At 66.1% G+C, this 23,097-nt stretch carries 16 protein-coding genes; 5 read left to right on the forward strand and 11 right to left on the reverse strand.

The annotated features are described in order from the left end of the window. Nucleotides 1–18: 18 nt before the first annotated feature. The 6 genes from AAC691_RS02340 to miaB all read right to left on the reverse strand — a co-directional run bounded on the left by AAC691_RS02340 (nt 19) and on the right by miaB (nt 9,473). On the reverse strand, nt 19–4,614 hold the full coding sequence (locus AAC691_RS02340; protein ID WP_342628814.1) for an AAA family ATPase: 4,596 nt from the start codon (nt 4,612–4,614) through the stop codon (nt 19–21). A gap of 27 nt (nt 4,615–4,641) precedes the next feature. After that, nucleotides 4,642–5,253 carry a thioredoxin domain-containing protein gene (locus AAC691_RS02345; RefSeq protein ID WP_342628815.1) on the reverse strand — a complete coding sequence of 204 codons (612 nt, stop codon included), beginning with the start codon at nt 5,251–5,253 and terminating at the stop codon, nt 4,642–4,644. A gap of 141 nt (nt 5,254–5,394) precedes the next feature. Beyond that, nucleotides 5,395–6,252, reverse strand: coding sequence for a hemolysin family protein (locus tag AAC691_RS02350; protein ID WP_342630115.1), 858 nt, complete (start codon nt 6,250–6,252; stop codon nt 5,395–5,397). 86 nt (nt 6,253–6,338) lie between these two features. Beyond that, a complete protein-coding gene (gene ybeY / locus AAC691_RS02355; RefSeq protein WP_342628816.1) occupies nt 6,339–6,935 on the reverse strand; it encodes an rRNA maturation RNase YbeY in 597 nt (198 codons plus the stop codon). After that, nucleotides 6,919–7,992, reverse strand: a complete 1,074-nt coding sequence (locus AAC691_RS02360) for a PhoH family protein (RefSeq protein ID WP_408906089.1) — start codon at nt 7,990–7,992, stop codon at nt 6,919–6,921. The genes ybeY and AAC691_RS02360 overlap by 17 nt, the downstream gene beginning before the upstream one ends. A 101-nt stretch (nt 7,993–8,093) precedes the next feature. After that, nucleotides 8,094–9,473 carry a tRNA (N6-isopentenyl adenosine(37)-C2)-methylthiotransferase MiaB gene (gene miaB, locus AAC691_RS02365; RefSeq protein ID WP_342630117.1) on the reverse strand — a complete coding sequence of 460 codons (1,380 nt, stop codon included), beginning with the start codon at nt 9,471–9,473 and terminating at the stop codon, nt 8,094–8,096. 509 nt (nt 9,474–9,982) lie between these two features. Between miaB and AAC691_RS02370 the strand changes: the two genes are divergently transcribed. Both AAC691_RS02370 and AAC691_RS02375 read left to right on the forward strand, forming a co-directional pair. Further along, nucleotides 9,983–11,836: a BamA/TamA family outer membrane protein gene (locus AAC691_RS02370; protein WP_342628817.1), complete on the forward strand. Its 1,854-nt coding sequence runs from the start codon at nt 9,983–9,985 to the stop codon at nt 11,834–11,836. Beyond that, nucleotides 11,836–16,047: a translocation/assembly module TamB domain-containing protein gene (locus AAC691_RS02375; protein ID WP_408906046.1), complete on the forward strand. Its 4,212-nt coding sequence runs from the start codon at nt 11,836–11,838 to the stop codon at nt 16,045–16,047. The genes AAC691_RS02370 and AAC691_RS02375 overlap by 1 nt, the downstream gene beginning before the upstream one ends. Before the next feature lie 78 nt (nt 16,048–16,125). Here the strand turns inward: AAC691_RS02375 and AAC691_RS02380 are convergent, their stop codons facing one another. Next, nucleotides 16,126–17,730, reverse strand: coding sequence for a tetratricopeptide repeat protein (locus tag AAC691_RS02380; RefSeq protein ID WP_342628819.1), 1,605 nt, complete (start codon nt 17,728–17,730; stop codon nt 16,126–16,128). After that, a complete protein-coding gene (locus AAC691_RS02385; RefSeq protein ID WP_246285350.1) occupies nt 17,730–18,125 on the reverse strand; it encodes a response regulator in 396 nt (131 codons plus the stop codon). The genes AAC691_RS02380 and AAC691_RS02385 overlap by 1 nt, the downstream gene beginning before the upstream one ends. Before the next feature lie 162 nt (nt 18,126–18,287). Between AAC691_RS02385 and AAC691_RS02390 the strand changes: the two genes are divergently transcribed. After that, on the forward strand, nt 18,288–19,268 hold the full coding sequence (locus AAC691_RS02390) for a sterol desaturase family protein (RefSeq protein WP_342628820.1): 981 nt from the start codon (nt 18,288–18,290) through the stop codon (nt 19,266–19,268). Nucleotides 19,269–19,270: 2 nt separating this feature from the next. Next, the gene (locus tag AAC691_RS02395) at nt 19,271–19,702 is read left to right on the forward strand and encodes a PACE efflux transporter (RefSeq protein WP_342628821.1); all 432 of its coding nucleotides are present in this window, start codon (nt 19,271–19,273) and stop codon (nt 19,700–19,702) included. 61 nt (nt 19,703–19,763) lie between these two features. Here the strand turns inward: AAC691_RS02395 and AAC691_RS02400 are convergent, their stop codons facing one another. After that, a complete protein-coding gene (locus tag AAC691_RS02400; protein WP_176639024.1) occupies nt 19,764–20,354 on the reverse strand; it encodes a CarD family transcriptional regulator in 591 nt (196 codons plus the stop codon). Between the two features lie 50 nt (nt 20,355–20,404). Next, nucleotides 20,405–21,280: a bestrophin family ion channel gene (locus AAC691_RS02405; RefSeq protein WP_342628822.1), complete on the reverse strand. Its 876-nt coding sequence runs from the start codon at nt 21,278–21,280 to the stop codon at nt 20,405–20,407. Between the two features lie 458 nt (nt 21,281–21,738). Between AAC691_RS02405 and AAC691_RS02410 the strand changes: the two genes are divergently transcribed. After that, complete coding sequence (locus AAC691_RS02410) at nt 21,739–22,662, forward strand: ribonuclease T2 family protein (RefSeq protein ID WP_342628823.1); 924 nt, start codon at nt 21,739–21,741, stop codon at nt 22,660–22,662. Nucleotides 22,663–22,669: 7 nt separating this feature from the next. Here AAC691_RS02410 and AAC691_RS02415 read toward each other — a convergent pair whose 3' ends face one another. After that, on the reverse strand, nt 22,670–23,089 hold the full coding sequence (locus AAC691_RS02415; RefSeq protein WP_342628824.1) for a secondary thiamine-phosphate synthase enzyme YjbQ: 420 nt from the start codon (nt 23,087–23,089) through the stop codon (nt 22,670–22,672). Nucleotides 23,090–23,097: the final 8 nt, after the last annotated feature.

Genomic DNA, 23,097 nt, shown 5'->3' on the forward strand with positions numbered 1-23,097 from the left:
CTTTCCCGAACGTTCCGCCTACATGTCCAGGTCGGCGCGCGACTGTCCCGCCATGGTGGCGGCATGGTCCAGATTGACCGACAGCACCCGGCTGACCCCGCGCTCCTGCATGGTCACGCCATACAGCCGGTCCATGTGCGCCATGGTCAGTTGATGATGCGTCACCACCAGGAAACGCGTTCCCGCCTCGGCCGCCATGTCGGACAGCAGGGCACAGAACCGCCCGACATTGGCATCGTCCAGCGGCGCGTCGACTTCGTCCAGCACGCAGATCGGCGCCGGATTGCAGCGAAACACCGCAAAGATCAGCGACAGGGCCGTCAGCGCCTGCTCGCCGCCCGACAGCAGCGACAGCGTCGCCAGCTTCTTGCCCGGCGGCTGGGCATAGATCTCCAGCCCCGCCTGCAGCGGGTCGTCATTGCCGACCATGCCCAGATGCGCCCGCCCGCCATTGAACATGCGCGCGAACAGCGACTGGAAATGCTGGTCCACCTCGGTAAAGACCGCCAGCAGCCGCTCGCGCCCCTCCCGGTTCAGCGCGCCGATCGAACCGCGCAGCCTCGCGATCGCGGACTCCAGCTCGTCCTTCTCGTTGCGGATGGTGGTAATGCGGGTTTCCGCCTCGTCGGCCTCCAGTTCGGCACGCAAATTGACCGGCCCCATCTCCTCGCGCTCGCGCGTCAGGCGCGCGATCTTGCGGCGCAGGCTCGTCTCGGCGGCCTCGGTCAGGTCGGGCGGCACGATACCGGGCGGTTCCGGCGTATCGGCCAGCAATTGCGCCAGGATCGCCTCGGCCTGCTCATGGCGTCCTTCGGCACGCAGCAGGGCCTCGCGCGCCCCCGCCAGGGCCGCTTCGGCATCCCGGCGTCTCACCTGGGCGTCGGCCAGCGCGCGTTCCGCCGCCGCCAGGGCGCCGGCGGCATCGGCATGCCCGGCCTCGGCTTGCGCCAGCGCCTCGCGCGACGTCGCGCGCGTACGCGTCACTTCGTCGGGCAGCGCCGCCAGGCGCGCATGTTCGGCGCGGGTCGCCTCCAGGCGCGCCGTGCTCTGCGCCAGTTCGGCGATGGCGGCATCGCGCCGCGCCGTCCATTCGGCCAGCCCATCCTGCAGCCCGGCCTTGCGTCCCTGCGCGGCCTGCATCTCGGCCAGCAGGGCGGATCGATGCTGCCGGGCCGTATCCTCGGCTGCGCGGGCGGCCGCGACGCCCTCGCGCGCCGCCGCCAGCGCGGCGGCGATCGCGTCCAGGTCGGGCAGGGCATCGCGCTCGGCCGACACCCGCGTCAGTTGGGTTTCCGCCTCGTCGCGTTCCTGCTCCAGCGCCGTCAGGCGCGGCGCCTGCGCGTCCAGCGTGCTGCGGATCTCCAGCACCGACGCGCGCTGCCGCGCATGGGCGTCCTGCGCCTGCTCCAGCGCGCTCTCGGCCGCCTGGCGGGCGCCGCGCGCGTCCTCCTGCGCCTGGGCCGCCTGCCGCGCGCGCCGTTCGGCCGCCTCCTGCGCGTCCTGCGCCACCGTGACCGGCGGCAGTGCGGCCAGCGCCGCGTCCGCCTCGGCGCGCGCGGCCTCGGCGGCTTCGGCCTCACGGGCGATCCGCTGCAATTCGGGCGCGATGGTCGCCAGCCGCGTCTCGGCCTCGCCATGCCGCGCCGTCGTCTCGCTGTCGGCACGGCGGGCCTGCTCCAGCGCGGTCTCGGCATTGCGCCGGGCTTCGCGGGCGACCGCCTCGGCCGCCTGGGCGTCCTGCTCGCGCCGGCGCGCCGCCTCATGCACTCCGGCCAGGCTGGCGGCGTCGGGCAAAGCCTCCAGCGCGGTCCGGGCCGCGGCCAGTTGCGCTTCGGCCTCGGCCAGGGCCAGCGCCGCCTGCTCATGCTGGGGCAGCACGGTATCCAGCCGTGCCCGCGCGGTCGCGTCCAGCCGGCTGATCTCGGCTTCCTCCGCCCGCACCTCGCGCAGCATGGTCTCGACCTGCGCATTCCGGGCGCGGGCCCGGGCCAGCGCCGCGCCTGCCTCGGCCCGCGCGGCGTCCGAAACGGCCAGGGCGGCTTCCGCCGCCGGCAGTTCCGCGCGCTTCGCCGCGCGGGCCGCCTCGGCCTCGCGCAGCCGGTTGCGCTGCTGCATCAGCATGGCCGCGCGGCTGGGCTGGCCGGCCGCCATGCGATAGCCGTCCCAGCGCCACAGGCCGCCTTCCCGGTTCACCAGGCTCTGCCCGGGGTGCAGCGCGGCCTGCAACCCCGCGCCATCCGCCCCGTCGGCCAGCAGCCCGATCGCCGCCAGCGCACGGGCCAGCGCCGGCGGCGCGGTCACCAGGTCGGACAAGGCGATCGTCCCGTCGCCCGGCAGGGCTGGGGCGGGTTGGGCCAAGGCAGGCAGGGCCAAGGCAGGCAGGGCCAGGGCAGGTTGAAGCAGGGCAGGCGGCGACAGGTCGTGCCACCGGCACGGCGCATCCGCCTCCAGTGACGCGTCCAGCCCTTCGGCCAAGGCGGCGGCCAGCGCGGATTCCAGCCCTTCCGGCACGCTTATGTCATCCACGACGGGGCGGAAGGGCGACTCCCCTTGTCCGGTCGACAGGGCCTGGGCCAGCCCCTCGGCCTGGGCATCCAGGCGCGACAGGTCCGCCGTCATCGTCGCCAGGTGCTGCGCAGCGGCATCCCGGTCGGCCTGGGCGGCGCTCAACGCCGTCTCGGCGGCCGACAGGACCTGGCCAGCCTCGGCCAGGTCCCGCTCGCCGGTCTCGCGCGCGGCGCGGGCCTGGGCCAGCCGCTCCGGATCGATCGCGGCATCCCGTGCCTGCGCCAGTTCGCCATCCAGGGCCTGGCGGCGCGCCTGGGCGCGCGACTGGGCGGATTCGGCGGCGCGCAAGGCATTCTGCAGGGCAGTGCGGCGGGTGGCCGCTTCCTGCAGGCGCGCACGTGCCTCCATCTGCGCGGCCGACGCGGCCTGGCGCTCCAGCTCCGCCTGCTCCAGCGCCGCGCGCGCGGCATCCAGCGCGGCCTGCGCATCCGCCAGCCCGCCCCGCAACGCATCCCGTCGATCCCGGTCCACCAGTCGGGATCGAGCCTCCGCCTCGCGCCGCAGCAACGCGTCCTGCTCGTCGCGCAGCGCGCGGGCGCGCTGGTCGGCCTGCGTCAGGACACGGCGCAAATCCTCATGCCGGCGCCGGGCCTCGGCCGCCTGGTCGCGCGCCAGGTTCGCGGCCAGGGTCGCATCGGCATGCTCCTGGCCCGCCGCATCCTGGGCCGCCCGTGCCCGGGCCAGTGCCTCGGTCGCCGCGGCCAGTTCGGCGGCCTGGGCGTCCAGCGCCGCCTGGTCCGGCAGGCCGGCACGCAACGCCGCCAGTTCTGCCGCCAATTGCGTGCTTTGCGCAGCCAGGCGCGCGTGACGGGTCTCCGCCTCCCGATGGGTCTCGGCCACCTGGGCGGCGCGGGCCTGTGCCGTGGTGGCGGCGGCCGTCGCCTGTTCCAGCGCCTGCTCGCATGCGCGCACCTCCCCTGTCGCAGCGGCCAGCGCGGTGTCGGCGCGCCCGATCTCTTCGGGCAGCGCCGTCAGGCGCGCCTCCAGCGCCGCATGCTCCTTCTCCAGCCGGGCGACGGTTTCGCCGGCGTCAGCCGCGCGGGCCGAGGCGGCGCGATGATCGCTCTCGCCGTCCTGCAGCCGCGTCGCGGCGGCGCGCGCCGCGTCGGCCGCGCGCTGTTCTTCCTGGGCGATGTTCTCGGCCAGGATTTTCTGGCGTTCCAGCACGGTGCGGCTCTCATCCGCCCGGCCGCGCAGCGCCGGCAGGTCGCGATTGGCCTCGAATTCGACCATGACCGCGTTTTCGGCGGCTTCCTCGGCGTCGCCCAGGGCCTGCCGCGCCTGGCGCGCGGCCTGACCCGCGCGTTCCACCGCCAGGCGCGCCCGGGCATGCAGCAGGGCCAGCAGGCTGATCTCGGCCTCGCGCAGGCCCGACGATAATTCGCGATAGCGCCTGGCCTGCTGCGACTGGCCGCGCAGATTGTCCAGATGCCCTTCCAGTTGCACGCGCAGATCCTCGGCGCGCGCCAGGTTGGCTTCCGTGGCCCGCAGCTTCAGCTCGGCCTCGTGCCGGCGGGCATGCAGGCCGGTAATGCCGGCCGCCTCCTCCAGGATCGAACGCCGCTCCTCTGGCCGCGCATTGACCAGCGCCGAAACCCGCCCCTGGCTGACCATGGCCGACGACCGCGCGCCGGACGCCAGGTCGGCGAACAGGGTCTGCACGTCGCGCGCGCGGATCGGCTTGCTGTTGACGCGGTAATCGCTGCCGGCGCTGCGCTCGGCCCGGCGGCTGATCTGCAATTCGTCCTGGTCGTGCAGCGGCGGCGGCGCGATGCCCGTCGTGCCTTCCAGCGTCAGCGTCACTTCGGCCAGGTTGCGCGCCGCCCGCGCGGCCGTCCCGGCGAAGATCAGGTCATCCATCTCGCCGCCGCGCAGCGACCGGGCGGAACTCTCGCCCATCGCCCAGCGCAGCGCCTCGACGACATTGGACTTGCCGCAGCCGTTCGGGCCGACGATCCCGGTCAGGCCGGGCAGGATATCGACCGAGACCGGGTCGGCGAAGCTCTTGAATCCCGCGATACGCAGGCGGACGAAGCGGGCAGTCATCGGATGGTCATAGCGCCGGCAGCCGGATCAGGCGAGCGACGCGACCTTCTGCGCGAATTCGTCGTACGTCATTTCCTGCCCGACCTGCACCGTGTCGTTGAAGCGGAAGGTCGGCGTGCCTTCGATCTTGTACTGGGCCTGCGCGCGGTTTTCCTCGTCCATGATCGCCTGGCGCAGCGTGTCGTCGGCCAGCGTCTTCCGGAACAGCTCGGCGGGCATTCCGGCCAGCGCGGCCATCTTCTGCAATTCGTCCTGCGGATTGACGTCGCGGGCGAAGGCCCAGCGATCCTGGCTGGACAGCAGCGACAGCACGAAGGGCTCGTACCGCTCGGGCGGCAGGCTGCGCGCGACCATCGCCGCCGCCAGCGCCACCTGGTCCAGCGGGAAGTCGCGGAAGACGTAATAGACCTTGCCGGTATCGATCAGCTTGCTGCGGACCTCCGGAAACACCTCCATCGCGAATCGGGCGCAATGGGTGCAGGTCAGCGAAAACCACTCTTCGACATGCACCTTCGCGTTGGGGTTGCCGGCCGCGCGGACGGCCATGCGCGGGTCCGCGGCGGCACGGGCGCCGCCACCCCAACTCGCCATAAGGGCAGGGGGCACGGTCGCGATCAGGGTGCGGCGGGTCACGGGCATGGCTGAACTGGCTCCGGCATGCGGGTACGAACGGGACGGCTCACGTCAAGGAAGCGACAGAGCCCACAAAGCGGGCAGGCGTCAAGATGGCGCGGCCAGCGGGGTACTGGCCGGGGGCACCGGCCGCGACGGGTCGGTTCGTCAGGGGGCGGGCGCGGGGGAAGCGGCCGGCGGCGGGGGACGGACCCGGACCTTGCGGATATGCAGCGAATCCGCATCCAGCACCCGGAATACCAGCCCGCTCTCGTGGGTCAGCACCTCGCCCCGCGTCGGGACATGCCCGGCCAGATAGAACACCAGCCCGCCCACGGTCTCGATTTCCGCCTCGCGTTCGGCCTCCGTCAGGATCGACCCCATCCTGGCCTCGAACTCTCCCACCGGCAGCCGCGCATCCACGTCGAATGTCCCGTCCGGCCGTTCCTGGATCAGCACGGCGGTCGGCTCGTCATGTTCGTCGGAAATGTCGCCGACGATGGTCTCCACCAGGTCCTCGATGGTCACCAGCCCGTCGACGCCGCCATATTCGTCGATCACCAGCGCCAGGTGGACCCGGCGCTGCCGCATCTGCAGCAGCAGGTCCAGCACCGGGATCTGCGGCGCGACCATCAGCGGCTGGCGCAGCAGCGCCTCCACGCTGAACGCCTCGCTGGTGCCGGCATAGGCGATCAGATCCTTCACATGGATCATGCCCACGATGTCGTCCAGTTGCTCGCGATAGACCGGCATGCGCGAATGGTTCTCGCGGCGCATCAGCGCCAGCGCCTCGTCCAGGCTCAGCGTCACCGGCATCGCCACGATATCGGCGCGCGGCACCATCACGTCGTCGGCGGTAATGCCGCGCAGCCGCAGCACGTTGGCGATCAGCGCGCGTTCCTGCCGGTCCAGTTCCGAACCGCCATCCCCGCCGTCGCCTTCCGCGTCGTCGGCTTCCTGCACCAGGGCGGCGATCGAATGGCGCAATCCCTGCTCGACGCGCCGTCGGCCGAACAGCGACAGCAGCCCCTTTCCGCGCTGACGCTGCGGATGGGCCTCATCGGCCCGGCCCGGCCCGCCTTCGGGTGCGGCAGGGTCGGGCGAAGCGTGGTTCACTGTTCACCCCCCGCGATGCCCGCGCGGTATTTCCACGGGTTGGGCACGGACAGCCGGCCCAGGATCCTGGCTTCCGCCATTTCCATCCGCCTGGCCTCGCCGGCCTGGTGATGGTCATGCCCCCGCAGATGCAGGATGCCATGGACCACCAGATGCGCCAGATGGTGGCGGATCGGCCGGCCGGCGGCCTGCGCCTCGCGCCGCACCGTCTCCAGCGCGATCATGATGTCGCCGCCCGTCGGCCCGCCCGCATGTTCGCCGGGATAGTCTCCCGGATATTCGAACGTCAGGACATTGGTCGGCTTGTTCCGGTCGCGATGCCGGGCATTCAGCCGTCGGATGGTCCGGTCATTGTCCAGCGCGATCGTCACCGCCGCCGGCCCGGTGCCGGCCCAGGCGGCCAACGCCGTGCGGCGCACCAGCGCCGCCACGCCCGGCACGACTCCGTGCCAGCGGGCGTCGGCGATGATGACCTCGCATTCAGGTCCGTCCCGCAGGACAGAAGGAGGAAGGCCGGCGGCCAGACCGGCCGCCGGCGTTTTTCTAGGGACCCCGTCTGGTTCGACCCGGGTCTGACTACTTCGCGGTTCCATTGTTCTCCCGGCGCGCCCTGCTGCGGGACATATCCCGTTCGGCCGCCGCACGCTGATCATAGGCGTCCACGATGCGCGCGACCAGCGGGTGTCGCACCACGTCGCGGGATTCGAAGCGCATGATGCTGATTCCGGGCAACCCTTCCAGCGTGTCGACGGCATCGCGCAGGCCCGACGGCACGCCCGCCGGCAGGTCGACCTGGCTCAGGTCGCCGGTCACCACCATGCGCGTGCCGGCGCCCATGCGGGTCAGGAACATCTTCATCTGGGCGGTCGTGGTGTTCTGTGCCTCGTCCAGAATGACGAAACTATGGGCCAGCGTCCGCCCGCGCATGAAGGCCAGGGGCGCGACCTCGATCTCGCCCGTGCCCATGCGGCGCACCACCTGGTCGCCCGGCATCATGTCGTGCAGCGCGTCATAGAGCGGGCGCAGATACGGGTCGATCTTGTCCTTCATGTCCCCGGGCAGGAATCCCAACCGCTCGCCGGCCTCGACGGCCGGGCGCGACAGCACGATCCTGTCCACCTGCCCGGCCATCAGCATCGCCACCGCCTGGGCCACCGCCAGATAGGTCTTGCCGGTGCCGGCGGGGCCGACGCCGAACACCATCTCGGTCTGCGCCAGCATTTCCATATAGGCCGTCTGCCCGGCCGAACGCGGGGCGATCGCGCCGCGCCGCGTGCGGATCGCGGGCAGTTCCGGCAGCGTCAGCCGGTGCGGGTCGGGCAGGTGCGGGGCATCGTGCGGCATGCGCGTCCGTCCGTCGGATACCGTGTGGGTGGCCATCGTGTGCGGCCGGGTGTGATGGGCGGCGGCCATGCGGATCGCGGCATCGACCTCGCCGCTATCCAGCCCGTTCGCCCGTTCCAGCTTGTGATACAGCGCATTCAGCGCCGACCGGGCGATCTCCACCCGGTCCGGCGTGCCGCTGATGGCCACGCGATTCCCCCGGCAGGACAGCCGGACGTCGAATCCGCGTTCAAGGTGAAGCAGGTGACGGTCGTGATCCCCGACGAGCATCGCCAGCCTGGCATTGTCGTCGAATTGCAGGGTAATCGTCCGCGTGGCGCTCATGCCGCCATGGCGGGACGGATCGTGATGGTCGCGCACCCGGGTCGGGCGGCGGCCGGACAGGATTTCTGCTACCGTCTGTTCACTCAAGCGAAGGCTCTCTCCTGTACGAGGGTTCCACTCAACGAATTGGTGTATCGCTCACGGATCTCCACGTTGACGATCTGGCCGATCAGGCCGTCCGGCCCGTTCACATGCACGGGTTGAAGATAGGGCGAACGGCCGGCCAGTTGCCCCGCCTTGCGCCCGTGCCCGGTGAACAGGACCGGAACCACGCGCCCCACCGTCGCGGCATTGAACGCATCCTGCTGCTCGCGCAGCAGCGCCTGCAGCGCCTGCAGGCGGGCGTCCTTGACGTCTTCCGCGATCTGCAGCGGCGCGCCGGCGGCCGGCGTGCCGGGACGGGGGGAATATTTGAACGAAAACGCCTGCGCGAAGCCGACATCGCGGATCAGTTGCAGCGTCGCCTCGAAATCGGCGTCGGTCTCGCCCGGATGACCGACGATGAAATCCGACGACAGCGCGATATCCGGCCGCGCGTCGCGCAGCCGCAGCACGATGTCGCGGTACTCCGCCGCCGTATGGCCGCGATTCATCGCATCCAGAATCCGGTCCGACCCCGACTGCACCGGCAGGTGCAGGAACGGCATCAGCGCCGGCAGGTCGCGATGGGCCGCGATCAGCGCATCATCCATGTCGCGCGGATGCGACGTGGTATAGCGGATGCGCGCCAGGCCCGGGATGCCGGACAGCGCCTCGGCCAGCCGGGCCAGCCCCCAGCTCCGGCCGTCCGGCCCCTCGCCGTGATAGGCATTCACGTTCTGGCCCAGCAGCGTGATCTCGCGCGCCCCGGACTCGACCAGGCGTCGCGCCTCGCGCAGCACCGACGCCACCGGCCGGCTGGCTTCCGCCCCCCGCGTATAGGGCACCACGCAGAACGAGCAGAACTTGTCGCACCCTTCCTGGATGGTCAGGAACGCCGTCAGCCCGCCGGGCGTCTGCGGCGCCTGCGCGTCGGGCAGAAAATCGAATTTCTGCTCGGCCGGAAAATCGGTGTCGATCACCGCGCCGGCCGCCCGCGCCGCGCGCGCCACCATCTCCGGCAGGCGGTGATAGGTCTGCGGCCCCAGCACGATATCGACGAACGGCGCGCGCGCCAGGATCTCCCGGCCTTCCGCCTGCGCCACGCACCCCGCAACCGCCAGCACCGTCTCGCGCCCCTCGGCCGCCCGCGCCTCCTTCACCAGGCGCAGCCGCCCCAGTTCGGAAAACACCTTCTCGGCCGCGCGGTCCCGGATGTGGCAGGTATTCAAAATGATCATGTCGGCGTCGTCGGGCGCCGCGACGGGGCGATAGCCCAGCGGCCGCAGCACGTCGGTCATCCGCGCGCTGTCATAGACATTCATCTGGCAGCCCCAGGTGATGACATGCAGGCCCCGCGTCTCGGGCACGGCATTCTTTTCCATGGCAATGGGGCTGGCAGGCTGTTCGGTCACGGTACTGGCTTCCTGGTCGCGCCGCCGGACCATCCCGCGCAGGCGCGGGAACACATCATATGTGTCAAGCTTCGGGTCAAGGCCCGGTGCCGGCCATGCCGGGATGGAACAGGATCATCACGCGGCGAATCTCCCCCTGCGACACCGGGTGCTGCGAGCGTCTCTGCATTCGATCAGGCAAAGATACGGGGGGATTGTCAAGATGAACCTCCAATTCCCGCAACAAAAAACCGCCAGCCCCGTTTTTCTGTCGTCGCGTCAAATCATTGCCTTATAAATGGCATAGACACTGCGTCGGCGCGCGGCAGGTCCGCCGTGCGAGGAAACGGGCGGGACACGGCATATTGGCATGGTCAGGGCGGCGTCGCGCCGCATCGCGGGGCAGGGCGGACACGGCGGCGGCAAAAATCGTCATCAGGCGCCTTCAGGCATGCGCCGGCGCAGCCTGCGGCCTCGGCCTCGGCCTCTGTCCCCGTCCCATGCTCGGCGCCGACCCGCAAACCTACACCACGACGATTCGCCCGACCGGCCAGGCTGACCTGGACAGCGCCATCAACGCCTCTTCCAGCCTCCTGGCCCTGCAGAAGACCCGCGCGGTCAGCCCCTTCGCGCTGGCGGGGCGGATCCGCAACGATTACGCGCGCCTCGCGACGGCGCTGGACAGCTACGGCTATTATGCCGCGACTGTCCGCATCCAGGTCGGGCTGCGACCGGCCGGCAATGCCGTCCCCGGCGCTGCCATGGACGGCCGCAGCCCCCATTTGCCCGAATGGCTGCAGGCGGTGCCGCAGGGGCAGACGGTCCAGGTCACCATCACCCCGACCCGAGGCGCGCTGTTCCATCTCGGCCATGTCACGCTCAGGCCCGCGCCCGGCGACGGCCCGGCGCCGATCGTGCTCGACGCCCCCGAAAAGGCCGCGCTGGGCCTTGCCGCCGGCCAGCCCGCCATAGCCTCCGACGTGCTGGCGGCGGGTGCCAGGCTCCAGTCCCAACTGAAGGAGGAAGGCCACGCCCTGGCGCAGGTCGGCACCCCCACCGCATGGCTACGCCCCCAGACGCAGACCCTGGACGTGGAGTACGTGGTGCATCGCGGCCCGGTGGTGACGATCGGCACCATCACCCTGTCGGGATTGGTGCATACGCATCCGGCCTTCATCGCGCGACGCCTGACCATCCATCCGGACCAGCTCTACCAGCCCTCGAAGATCGAGGCCGCGCGCCAGGACCTGGCATCCCTGGGCATCTTCTCCGACGTGCAGGTCGCCGACATGCCCCCGCTGTCCGCTGACCGGCAGATGCCGCTGGATTTCGCCTTCACCGAAGGCAAGCGACGCCTGGTCGCGCTGCAGGCCGGCTTTTCCACCGATCTGGGCGGCCGCGCCGGCGTCAGTTGGACCCATGACAACATGTTCGGAAATGCCGAACAACTACGCCTGACGGCCCTGATCACCGGCCTGGGCGGTTCCGCCCAGCAGGGGCTGGGCTATGACGTCTATGCCGACCTGATGAAGCCGGATTTCGGCTCCCGCAACCAGAATCTCAGCGTCCGGGTCGAAGGCATCCGCCAGTTGCTCTATTCCTACCGCCAGACCGCGCTGCTGGTCCGCGCCGGCATCGTCCGCCGCCTCGGGCGCTTCTGGAACGTCTCCTACGGTGCCCAGGCCGAACAGGAACAGATCCAGCAGATGGGCATGACGAACGATTACACGATCGTCTCGCTGCCCCTCTCGGCCAATTTCGACAATACCGGCCTCAGCAACCCGATCGACCCGGCCACCCACGGCGCGCGCGTCTCGCTCGGCGCCACGCCATCGATGTCGCTGAACAGCCACACCGCCTTCTTCACCATTCTCCAGGCCACCGGTTCGACCTATTTCGACCTCGCGCATCTCGGGATCGCACGCCCCGGCCGCAGCGTGCTCGCCGTCCGCGCCGTCGTCGGCAGCGTGCAGGGCGCATCGACCTTCGATATTCCCCCCGATCAGCGCCTCTATGCCGGCGGCAGCGCCACCGTAAGGGGCTTTCGCTATCAGGGTGTAGGACCACAATTTCCCAACACGAAATTCGCCATCGGCGGCACCGCGATGGACGCCGGCTCGGTCGAATTCCGCCAGCGCCTGTTCAAAAGCTTCGGCGCCGCCCTGTTCGCCGACGCCGGCCAGGTCGCCACCGGCAGCGCGCCGTTCCACGGCACGCTGCGCGTCGGCGCCGGCGGCGGCGTGCGCTACTACACCCCGATCGGCCCGGTGCGCGTCGACGTCGCCATGCCGCTCAATCGGCCGCCGCACGGCGACACGTGGGAACTCTATATCGGCCTGGGGGAGACCTTTTGATGGTGCCGCCGCCCCAAATGCCCCGCCGGTCACGACACTGGACGCGGGTCGTCGCCTGGGTAGCCGGGCTGATCGTGGGAATTCCCGCCGCACTGGCCGTAATCGCGCTGGCCGTGATCCTGCTTCTCGCCAATACCGGCTGGGGCCGGCATCTCATCGAACGCCAGACCGCCGCCCTGACCGCGGGCAGCGTCACTCTCGAGGGGATTTCGGGCCGCTTCCCCGATGCGCTGCGCGTTCGCCATATTGCCCTGAACGACCCGAAAGGAACATGGCTCGCAATCGACGGGCTGGTGCTGGACTGGCGGCCGACCTATTTACTGGCGCGGCAGGTGCGTGTCGATCGTATTGCCATGGATCACTTGGCGATCCCCCGCCTGCCACAAGCCGCGACGTCCGGCCCGTCATCTTCTGCCGGCCAGAATATCGGTCCGGATCTCGGAATTGACATCCGGACCATCCATGTCAGCCGGATCGATGCCGGGGCCGATCTCGCCGGCACTGCGGCAGCCTTCGTACTGGACGGGCAGGCCCGGCTGGCCCATCTGGCAGCGATAATAAAGGGCGCCGACGTCGCGACCCTGCCCGACGCGACGATCGACCTCGCCCTCGCGCGATTGGACCATGACGGTAAGCTGAACCTGCATACCGCCATTCTCCCTGGACGACTGAGTTTACATCTGGCGGCGCAGGAAGGGGCAGGTGGCTTTGCCACCGCGGCCGGTCTTTCGCCGCTGGACCCGCTGCGCCTGACATTGGACATGGATGGGCCGCGCGATGCCAATCATCTGGCATTTTCTCTGAATTCCGGAAATATATCATCCAATATCGATGGAATATTGGATATTATTCATCAAAAAGCTCAGATATCGATGACAGCTCATGCGCCACGAATGGTGGTGCGGGATGGTATTGGCTGGCAGTCGGTCGCCTTGGACGCGCATCTTTCGGGTGACGTGCGTCATCCGGTTGGCCAGGGCCAATTGACCATCGATCAGCCATTGGCGGCGGGCGTCGGCGCCAATCATATCGCCGTCAGGTTCGATGGGCATGAAGCCTCCGGCAACCAGGCAGGCCTTGCTCGCCTTCACGCGATCATCGATGGGCTGTCGCTGCCAGGGCCACGCCCGAGCTTATTAGCGTCGGCCCCTCTTATGTTTGACGTGGTGCTGCACCCGGACGCAGCGGGTGCGCCACTGGACGTCACGCTTACGCACCCGTTGCTGCACTTGGCCGGCCAAATCATGACCGCACGTCCGGCCCACGGTATGATTGATCTTACAGTGCCTCAGTTGGCTCCATTCGCGGCGGCTGGATCTGCTAATGTAGCAGGACATGCTGCCTTGCATGGCGCGTTCGTTTTGCCGTCCCGACCAGATGGCGAAATGACCATCGGCCTGGATGGCACAGTTGGTATCACCGGCGGTATCGCACAGGCTGTCGGCCTGATCGGTCCGGATGGCAAGGTCTCGGCACGCATCGCCATTCGGCAACCGCATGGAGCGACAGGTGGCGTCGTGCGGATCGACAGCCTTACCCTGGACGGACAGGCGGCACATCTCTCTCTGGCAGGCACCCGGACGGATGGTGTCCTGGGCGGCGTAAGGGACGGGTCGCAAATCCTGAATGCCACGATGCATCTGGCAATCGACGATCTGCGGCATGTCCTGCCATCTCTGCGCGGCCAGGCGGCACTGAATCTCGCCGTGACCGGCCCGATGGCAGATTTTGCGGCAACTGGGCATCTCGATGGCCAGGTGGGGGGTACCGACATGCCGGTTGGCCCTCTAATGGCTGATATTGTTGCCCATCATCTGCCAACGGCGCCGCAAGGCACCATCATGGTCCAGGGCAGCCTGGACAGAGCGCCGCTTTCTCTCGCCGCGGATATGGCACAGGACGCCCAGGGCACCCGTACGCTCCATCTAACCCATCTTGATTGGAAAAGCGCGACCGGAAAGGCCAATTTTATCTTCAGTCCCGGCAAGCCGATCCCATTGGGCACCCTGGACCTGCAAATGACGCGCCTGGCTGACCTGTCGCGCGTGATCGGTCAGGACCTTTCCGGATCCTTCAAAGCGTCGTTTCACACCATCGACCCAGAGGGGACAGCCCCACCCAGTGTGGCGGTGCGCCTTGACGGCACAATGGCCAGTGCCCGAGCCAGCGTGCGCAAATTCACGCTGGCCGGCACCATCATGGATCCTCAGGGTCTGCCACGAAGCGATCTGTCGGCCAGGCTGGACGGCCTGACGACGCAGGCAGCCAGCGGAAACGCGGCCATCACGGTCCGGGGACCGCAGGACGCCCTGGCGATCAGCGCTACGGCCAGTCTGCAGAACTTCCTGGGGGAGCCGGCCAGCATGATGGCCGACGCCGTGCTGGACGTGCCGAAGCAATCGGTCGCCCTGCGTGTGTTTCGCGCCAATGCAAAAAGGGAAAATATCCGCCTGCTCGCCCCGGCACGCGTCGCTTTCGGCAATGCGATTGGCGTCGATCGGCTGCGTATCACCGTGGCGCCCGATGGCGTCGCACCGGCGCAGATCGACATTGCCGGCTCCGTTCGTCCTGCACTTGCACTTACTGCCACGATCGACGACCTGACCCCAGCCATCGCCCGGCCCTTTGTACCATCCCTCGAAGCCGACGGCACACTTTCTGTTCGCGCCGCGTTACGCGGTACGCTGGCCAGCCCGCAGGGAACAATGACCCTGATAGGGCGAGGCCTGAAATATGAGTCTGATCTCAGTGGCGGCATTCCGCCCGCCAATCTGGATGCGTCGGCGCAACTCTCCGGCAGTCGGGCGCAACTCGACCTTACCCTGCGTGCCGGCACGATGGCGGATCTGACTATACGCGGCCTAGTCCCGACCAATACCGCTGGCACTATGGCGCTCCAGACCACTGGTCGCATCAACCTGGCGGCCGCAAATGGCTATCTCGGGGCGCAAGGGCGACAACTCGAAGGTATGATGCAGTTGGCCATATCGCTGGCCGGCTCGCCCACCTCGCCTCGGGCCTCGGGCACCATGACCTTGTCCGGCGGACAAGTGCATGATTTCGCTCAGGGTGTGCAGTTGTCGAATATCCGAGGCACGATTACCGCACACGACGATCGTATGGTGCTCGACAATCTGACGGCACAGGCCGGTCCCGGGACGATCACGGTCGCCGGCAGCCTCGGGGCGTTTCAGCCCGGGTTACCTGTCGATCTGCATATCGTAGCCGATCACGCGCGGCCGCTGGCCAGTGATCTGGTGACGGCGGAAATCAATACCGACCTGACCGTGCGTGGCCAGCTTTCTTCCCGTGTCGATGTCGCGGGTAGCATTGTTATCCCCCATGCCGATATCACCATTCCTAACGCATTGCCGCCATCGATCGCGACTTTGAACGTCATACGCCCCGGCCAGAATCCAAAGTTTCAGCAGAACGCGGGCACCGGCCTGATGATCGGACTTGATATCACCGCCTCGTCGCCAGGCCAGATGTTCGTCCGCGGCCACGGTCTGGATGCTGAAATGAATGGGCGCCTCCATGTCGGTGGGACTGCCAATTCCCCGGTCGTCAGTGGCGGCTTCAATATGCGACGCGGCAGTTTCAATCTGGCTGGCATCTCGCTGGATTTCGCCAAGGGACGCGTGGCCTTCAACGGCGTCGGCGTTACCCAGGCCATTGATCCCAGCCTGGATTTCGAGGCCGACCGGGCAACCAATTCCGGGACTGCCAGGTTGTTGGTCGGGGGATATGCCAGCGCTCCCAAGATTTCCTTCGCGTCCACGCCGCCGCTACCGCAAGATCAGATCATGGCGATGCTGCTGTTCGGCACCGATGCCCAGTCCCTCTCTCCGACCCAGATGGCGCAAATCGCGGGAGCGGTCGCCACCCTGACCGGAGGCTCCGCTTTCGATCCGCTGAGCAAGGTGCGCAACACGCTGGGGTTGGATCGGTTGCAACTCGCAGGCGCGTCAGGGGTTGGCAACGGCACCGGAACGGCGGTCGAGGCCGGAAAATATGTCGTGCGCGGGGTCTATGTCGGTGCGAAGCAGGCCACATCCGGTTCGGGTACCCAAGCTCAGGTGCAGGTGGACCTGACACGGAAGTTGAAGTTGAACACGACCGTCGGTACCGGCGGCAACGTCACCGGTTTCACAACGCCGGAAAACGACCCGGGCAGCAGCATCGGGTTGTCTTATCAATTTCGGTATTAGTTTGCCGCCGGCTTGCCGACCCGTGAGGTCGGGTCGTCTCTGGGTGGGTTCGAGGCCGTGTTTTGGATATAGCCTGAGTCAGGTGGCCACTTGGGTTGCCATGTCGCCCAGGATCGCGGATACGCGTTCCACGACATCGGACCAAACGCGCGGCCGAGTCTGCCGCACGATGCGCAGCGTGGGATACCATGGGCTGTCCTCACGCTTGGACAGCCATCGCCAGCAATTGTCGTAGCGATCCATCATGATGACCGGCCGTCCAATCGCGCCCGCCAGATGGACCACAGCGGTATCAACCGACACGACCGCGTCCAGCGAAGCGATTAGCGCCGCGGTATCATGCATATCCCGGACCGCATCCATCGGGTCATACAGGCGCATCCCCTCCGGCATGTCAGTCATCTCGCGCGCAGACGGGCCCGCCTGCAGGCTGACTAGATTGATGCCCGGCACCCGTCCCAGCGGTGCCAGGGTATCCAGTCTGACGGACCGCTTCCGATCGACGATCTGTGCCTCCGCGATGTCGGGTCGCTGTGCGCCGGCCCAGACCAGTCCTATATTCAGCCGGCCATTGGATGGTAGATAAGACCGCCAATGCCGGATGCGGTTCGGGTCCGCGGTCAGATAGGGGGCGAGATCCCCCATCGGTGTCTCGGTTGCCGCAAATACCCGGGGCAGACTGATGAATGGGCAATGCCAGTCATGCGGCGGTATCGGCTGCGTATTGCAGATCACATGATGCACGCCGGGAATGCGCCGTACCAGCCCGGCCAGTGTCTCGGGCACCGATATGATCAATTGTGCTCCACGTCGTGCCAACGGCGGCAGGTAGCGCAGATACATCAGTGTATCGCCCAGACCCTGTTCGTGCGTCACCAGGATCCGTTTGCCCCGCAGGTTCAGATCCGGCGTCAGCGACCTCATGAGCGTCGCGGCTCGAGGGGCGCTCCGTCCAGGCAGGCGAAAACGCCATTCATGTTCGTGCCAGCCTGGCGCGTACTGACCGTCTTTCAACAGCGCGATCGAATGATTCAGCCTTACACGGGCGTCGTGCGGATTCAACGCAATTGCCTGGCGATAATGCGCCAGTGCCAGATCGGCAGCATTCTCCGTCGACAGCAGCGCGCCCCGGTTGGCGAGGGTGCGTGCATCATTCGGATATTCCGCCAGAATGGCGCGGAAAATGGCGTCGGCTTCGGCCAGTCGTCCCTGCTCCGACAGGCACGCCGCCATCAGGTTTCGTGCCGTGATATTGTCCGGGCGCAGCGCGACGGCTTTCTGCAGCCAGGCTGCGGCATCATCAAGCCGTCCCAACTGGATCAGCAGTTCACCCAGCGCCTCTAGGGCCCGACCATCGTGAGGCGTGCGCCGCACGACCTCCCGCAAGACCGGCTCGGCGTCCGCGCGACGCTTGCAGGCCGCTAGCATTTCGATCAGTTCATACGCTGGGTGAACAGCCTGCGGGTGGCGGTCGGCCAGAACGCAGAACAAGTTGGCCGCAGCGACGGGTTCATGGCTGCCTGCCAGGGCGTAGGCCATCAGCAGGTCCGCCCTCTCGTCACACCGCTCCGCCAATCTCTCCAGCAGGCTACGTGCCTCGGCAAATCGTCCGGCCCTGATGAGTTCCAGTGCCTGACGCAGGACAGCATTTGGCGTGGCGGGTAGCGTGTGGGAAAGGGTCATCAGGTTAAGAAATCCGGGTTGTCGGCCCCGTGTAGCATGGTGCGGATCCGCCTCAGGATTGCGGAGACTTCGAAAGGCTTCTCGACATAGCTATCGCGCTTGTCCCCGCCCGTCGATTCCCCATCGCGTGGCCAGGCGCCGGTCACGTAGAGCACCGGCAAATCCGGCCATTTCCTGCGGGCCGCAGCCGCAACGCCCACCCCATTGAGCATGCCCGGGATCTGTATATCGGTCACCAGGATCGATAATCGGGGGTACGCCTCAATGACCGCCAATGCTTCCGTCGCATCGTCAGCCTCGACTATCGTGAAGCCACCTCGTTCACGAAGATATGCTGCGAGGGTCGCGCGAATCAGGAAATCGTCCTCGACAAGCAGAATAGGGGCTATATCCATCGGATCGTGCCTCCGCCTCTGGCTGGGCAGAAGGAACGCGCAAAAACCATCATGTCTCCAACGTCGCATGTGGCCGCGGGTTCTGATCGCGGCGGGTGGAACCTTCCAGCCATGATGCGATAGATTGTGCGTCATGACACGTACGATGACAGGACCGATGGCATGATCGACCCGTTCACATGGCTCGCCGGCTGGATCCAGGAGAATTGGCTGATCCCTATTCTCTACCATTTCGGTTGGATGGAATGGGAAGATACGTCCTTCCTCTGGGCCATGTTCGCGATTTACGGCGTGTTGCAAGTGATCCTGAACTTGGTGATCTGCGTGCCCCTCGAACGCATCTGGCCGCTGCATAGATGGGAAAACCGCGACAATGTAACAATGGATATTGTCTATACCGTCATTGCGCGGATCGGTCTGTTTCCGCTGGTCACGTTCTTCGGATTTTATGAAATCCAGACCTGGTTGAATGGATTTCTGACTGATCACGGTTATATTCCACCCACTTTGGAATCGTTGTTTCCCTCCTTGATGGACTGGCCGGTCGCCACGTTCTTCCTCTACGCGGTGATCCTCGATTTCGCCGATTACTGGCGACATCGTCTGTCGCATGTCTTTGCCTGGTGGTACGGGTTGCATGCTCTGCACCATGCCCAGACGCACATGACCTTCTGGTCCGACGATCGCAATCACCTCCTTGATGACGTCATCTCTTATGCTTGGGCAATTGCGGTTGGGCTGCTGATAGGGGTGCCTCCACTACAATTCCCCTTGCTGATCCTCTTGTTGCGCTTGGTCGAAAGCCTGTCGCATGCCAATACCCGGGTTGGGTTCGGCTGGTTGGGCGAAAGGTTGCTGATATCGCCGCAATTTCATCGCGTACATCATGGCACACGCTCGGCAGGCCGAGATTCATGCAATTACGGGGCGGTCTTCCCCTGGTGGGACATGATGCTGGGCACCGCCAATTTCTCTCGCCATGTAGTCGAAACCGGCGACCCGAAGGCCGAAGCGGCCCTGGTCAATGGGGGGTGGCTGGCACAGCAGTGGGGCGGGTTGCGCCTGTCCTGGCGCCTGGCTACGCGACGCTGGCGGCGTGGCACCTCGGCCTCCGCTGAATCGTCCGAGTCTGCTGCACGCTGATCATGCGCACGATGGCCGATCGGATCCGCTATACGCTCCTGTACGAAATATTGGGGCTCGCGCTTGTCGTTCCGGGCGGCCGACTGCTGCTGGGAATCACCATGTTCGACATGGGCATGATCGGCCTTGGTTCCACCATTGTGGCCGTAAGCTGGAACTGTCTCTTCAGTTGGCTGTTCGATTACATAATGCTGCGAATAAAGGGAACGGCACGAAAAAGCCTGGCTGACCGCGTTATTCATGCCGTGCTCTACCAGGTCGGATTGATCGCCCTCCTGGTTCCGCCGATCGCGTTCTGTCTGGGGCGGGGACTACCGGCCGCCTTCCTGGCCAATATCGGTCTCACCCTATTCTACCTGGTTTATAATTTTATGTTCACCTGGGCTTACGACGTGCTCTTTCCGCCACCGGCTGCCATGATCGAACAGACATAAAAAAACTCCGGCGGGTAACCGCCGGAGCTTCGTGTCGTCGTGCTGGTCGTCCCCAGAACGATCAGGCCGATTTCATTGCCGACGTCAGGGCCTCCAGCACCGCGGCCGGTTCCTTACCTTCCAGCACCGCGACTTCGGCTACGAAACGCTCCTGCGCCGCTTCGAACAGCTTGCGCTCGCTGAAGCTCCCATCCAGACTGTCGACGTTCCGACGCAGGTCGCGCAGCACCTCGGCGATCTGCACAAGGTCGCCGGAATTGATCTTTTCCTGATAGGCCACGGCACGGCGTGCCCACATGCCACGGCTGACATGCGGTTTGCCCTTAATGATGGCCATAGCCTTGTCAACGATCTCGCGCGAAACGATTTTGCGCAATCCCGCCTTACGAGCTTTCGCCAGCGGAATGCGCAAGGTCATCTGATTGCCGGGAAATGAAATCTGGATCATTTCCAGCTTGGTACCCGCGATCTCGTCAACACCGATCCTGTCCACGCGTCCAACACCATGGGCAGCATAGACGATCGCGTCGCCTTCACGGAACGGATCTTCGTCCTTGACCTTGGTCTTGGCCTGCGCGGCAGTTGCGGCGGCGGCGGTACGGGCCATTGCATCGGTCACGCCGCCTTTGGGGGTCGTTCTGAACATGCTCATGCGGTTCCGTATACCACATTTTTCATATTCTGTCTTGATGCGCGAAAATCTCAGCCTTGAACGCCACGCACCGGTGGAATCGGGCCGCCCACCGGCTGCCCATCCGGCTGCAACAGGTCGATCTCGATCGTGCGCGCCATCGTCAGCATCGGCAGCGCATGTGGCGACCGTACGAACGGATTCTGCAGATCGTTTCCGATCTTGTCCAGCGCCACGAACAGCAACCCCACCAGAGATGATCCCAGCGGCGTGATCCAACCCAATGTCTGCACCATGGACAACGGCAGCACGACGCAGAACACGTTGGTAACCAGCCGCGGGATCAGAGAAAATTGGATGGCCAATGGCGTATTGCGAATCCGCTCCAGCCCACCCTGGGCGTTTGCCAGGTCGGATAATATCCGGTCTATCTGCCCGTGTACCGCGCCATCGATGCTCTGCCGGGCGACTTCCTCATTCACCGCCAGGCCGATCTGATACAGGATGGCGTTCGGCTGGTTCGTCCAGCCGCTGATTGCCTGGCGCATGGCGCGCGGCAATAGCCTCCCGACATCTTCCGAGCTGTCCAGCCGCCCCAGCGCGCCGCGCAATGCATAAGGGTAGGCCGCCATCGCCCGGGCCAGATCCGGACGGCCGCCCAGCAGCGTGCCGGCCTGCCTGCCGAAAGACCGGCAATTATTGGTAACCGCGCCCCATAATGTCCGCGCCTCCCACCAACGATTATAGGCGGCCGTGTTCCGCACGCTCAGGAACAGGACAAGCGCCGACCCGATCAATGAGATCGGCAGGGTAGGCTGCTCCATCCAATCCTGATGAAAGACCTGGAACATGACGACCACGAACACGTCCCATGCGGCCAGAACGGCCAGTGACAGCAGGCTTTCCCGCATCAGAATGAACAGGCCGATCCTTCGGTCCACTATCATCGCGGTTCATTGCCTCCTCTGCACGGATTGATGACGCGCGACCCGATCGACGCGTCACGACACCGTGGCTCGCATGACGGCGCAGGAAAGACAATGGCCTGACGAACCGGATGAATTTTGTGATGATCCCGACATCTTCTGTCGTGGGATGGAAACCGCTCCGGCGGAGATTGAACTCATTCGCCCCCGGATCCTTGATGGGTAAAGATTTATCGATGGAACAGATCAGGAAAGCGTCGACCGTGGACGTGGCGGGCAGTCCACGCGATGCAGGGCAGGGAGTTGATGCCCGACGGCACACAGAGCGATGTGCCTATAATCGTGGACTGGTGTATGGATGGCCGGGTTAATATTGACGACCTTGTCACTCCCTAGCTGCCGCTGGAGCGGATCAATGAGAGCTGCGATCTTGACGAGGCGGGGCGAGAGCATCCGCACTGTGGCCGAGTTCTGAGTCCGTGACGGTCAGCATCCGGTCCGAACGTCGTTGCTGTGACGGCACGATCGGCTCCTACAGCCACCTCTCGCAGGTTGCCTTGTTCCCGCCCGATTGTGCATGTGGAGAAGCGCCCACACCGATCGCCCATGTCCTTGCTCGGATGATCCGGCGCGCCACCAGGGTGCTGGTGGGGGGATTACTCATCCTGGGGCTGGCCGGTTGTGCCCGAACACCCATACCGGAGGGCAGCGAGGGTATTGCCCTACACCCTGCCATGCACGGCGATTTCGGACATTATACGTTGGCCCTGACGTGGCAGCCGGGCTTCTGCGCCCGTGGCGCCGGATGCCTGGCGGACCAACCCCATAAGCCATTGATCGGCCTGCATGGCCTCTGGGCCTCGCGCCCGCAGGATCTTGTGGATGCGGACGTTCCCCCGCAGCGCTGGTGGGCGGTCGGCTGCGATATTTATGGCGGCCAGGATCATTATGTGCCTGTTCGCATCAGTGATACGACCCGACGGGCATTGGCACAGACAGTCGCACATCTGCGCGATGACCTGGTGGCGCACGAATATCGTAAGCATGTGCAATGCTTTGGAATGCCGGCTGAAAATTTCTTTCACACGGCCTTGGTCATGCGGGCTCGGCTCGCGGATACGTCATTTGGTGTTTATCTCCGCGCTCAGGCCGGCCAGACTGTAACACATGCCGCGCTTCTGGGCGTCTTCCGCGACAGTTTTCACGTCGATATCGATCGGGCCTTGCAGTTGCAGTGTCAAACCGACCCCAATGGGGTGATTGTCCTGACTCAGCTATGGTTCACGATCCGCCGTCAAAATCTGACGGATTTTCCCCGGCCGGAATCCTTCATGCGTTCTCCGCAGTTACAGGACAATTGCCCGGCACGTTTCCAAATCCCCGCTTGGGCTCCCAAAGGCTGACATGCCTTTATTCGCCAATGAGATGTAGCACGATCTCGCGCCGGTGGGGATGGCGCCGGTGCTCAAACAAATAGAGCCCCTGCCACGTTCCCAGCACCAGCCGTCCATCGGCCACCGGGATCGAAAGCTGGGTTTGTGTCAACATGGTGCGCAAATGGGCCGGCATGTCGTCGGGCCCTTCATCGTCGTGGATATAGCGCCCAGGCGATTCCGGAACCAGCGCCTCGAAATACCGCTTGATGTCCTCCAGAACCGTCGGATCCGCATTCTCCTGCACCGTCAGCGACGCAGACGTGTGCCGGCACCAGATCGTCAGCAGGCCGTTTTCCATGCCGGTATCCGCGACCCACTGGCGGACCGCCTGGGTGAACATCACCAGACCCTTGCCGTGCGTGGCGATGCTCAGACGATGCAGAGCCTGGCGCATGGGTAGCT

It is taken from the genome of Nguyenibacter vanlangensis, from assembly GCF_038719015.1.
GTDB lineage: Bacteria > Pseudomonadota > Alphaproteobacteria > Acetobacterales > Acetobacteraceae > Gluconacetobacter > Gluconacetobacter vanlangensis.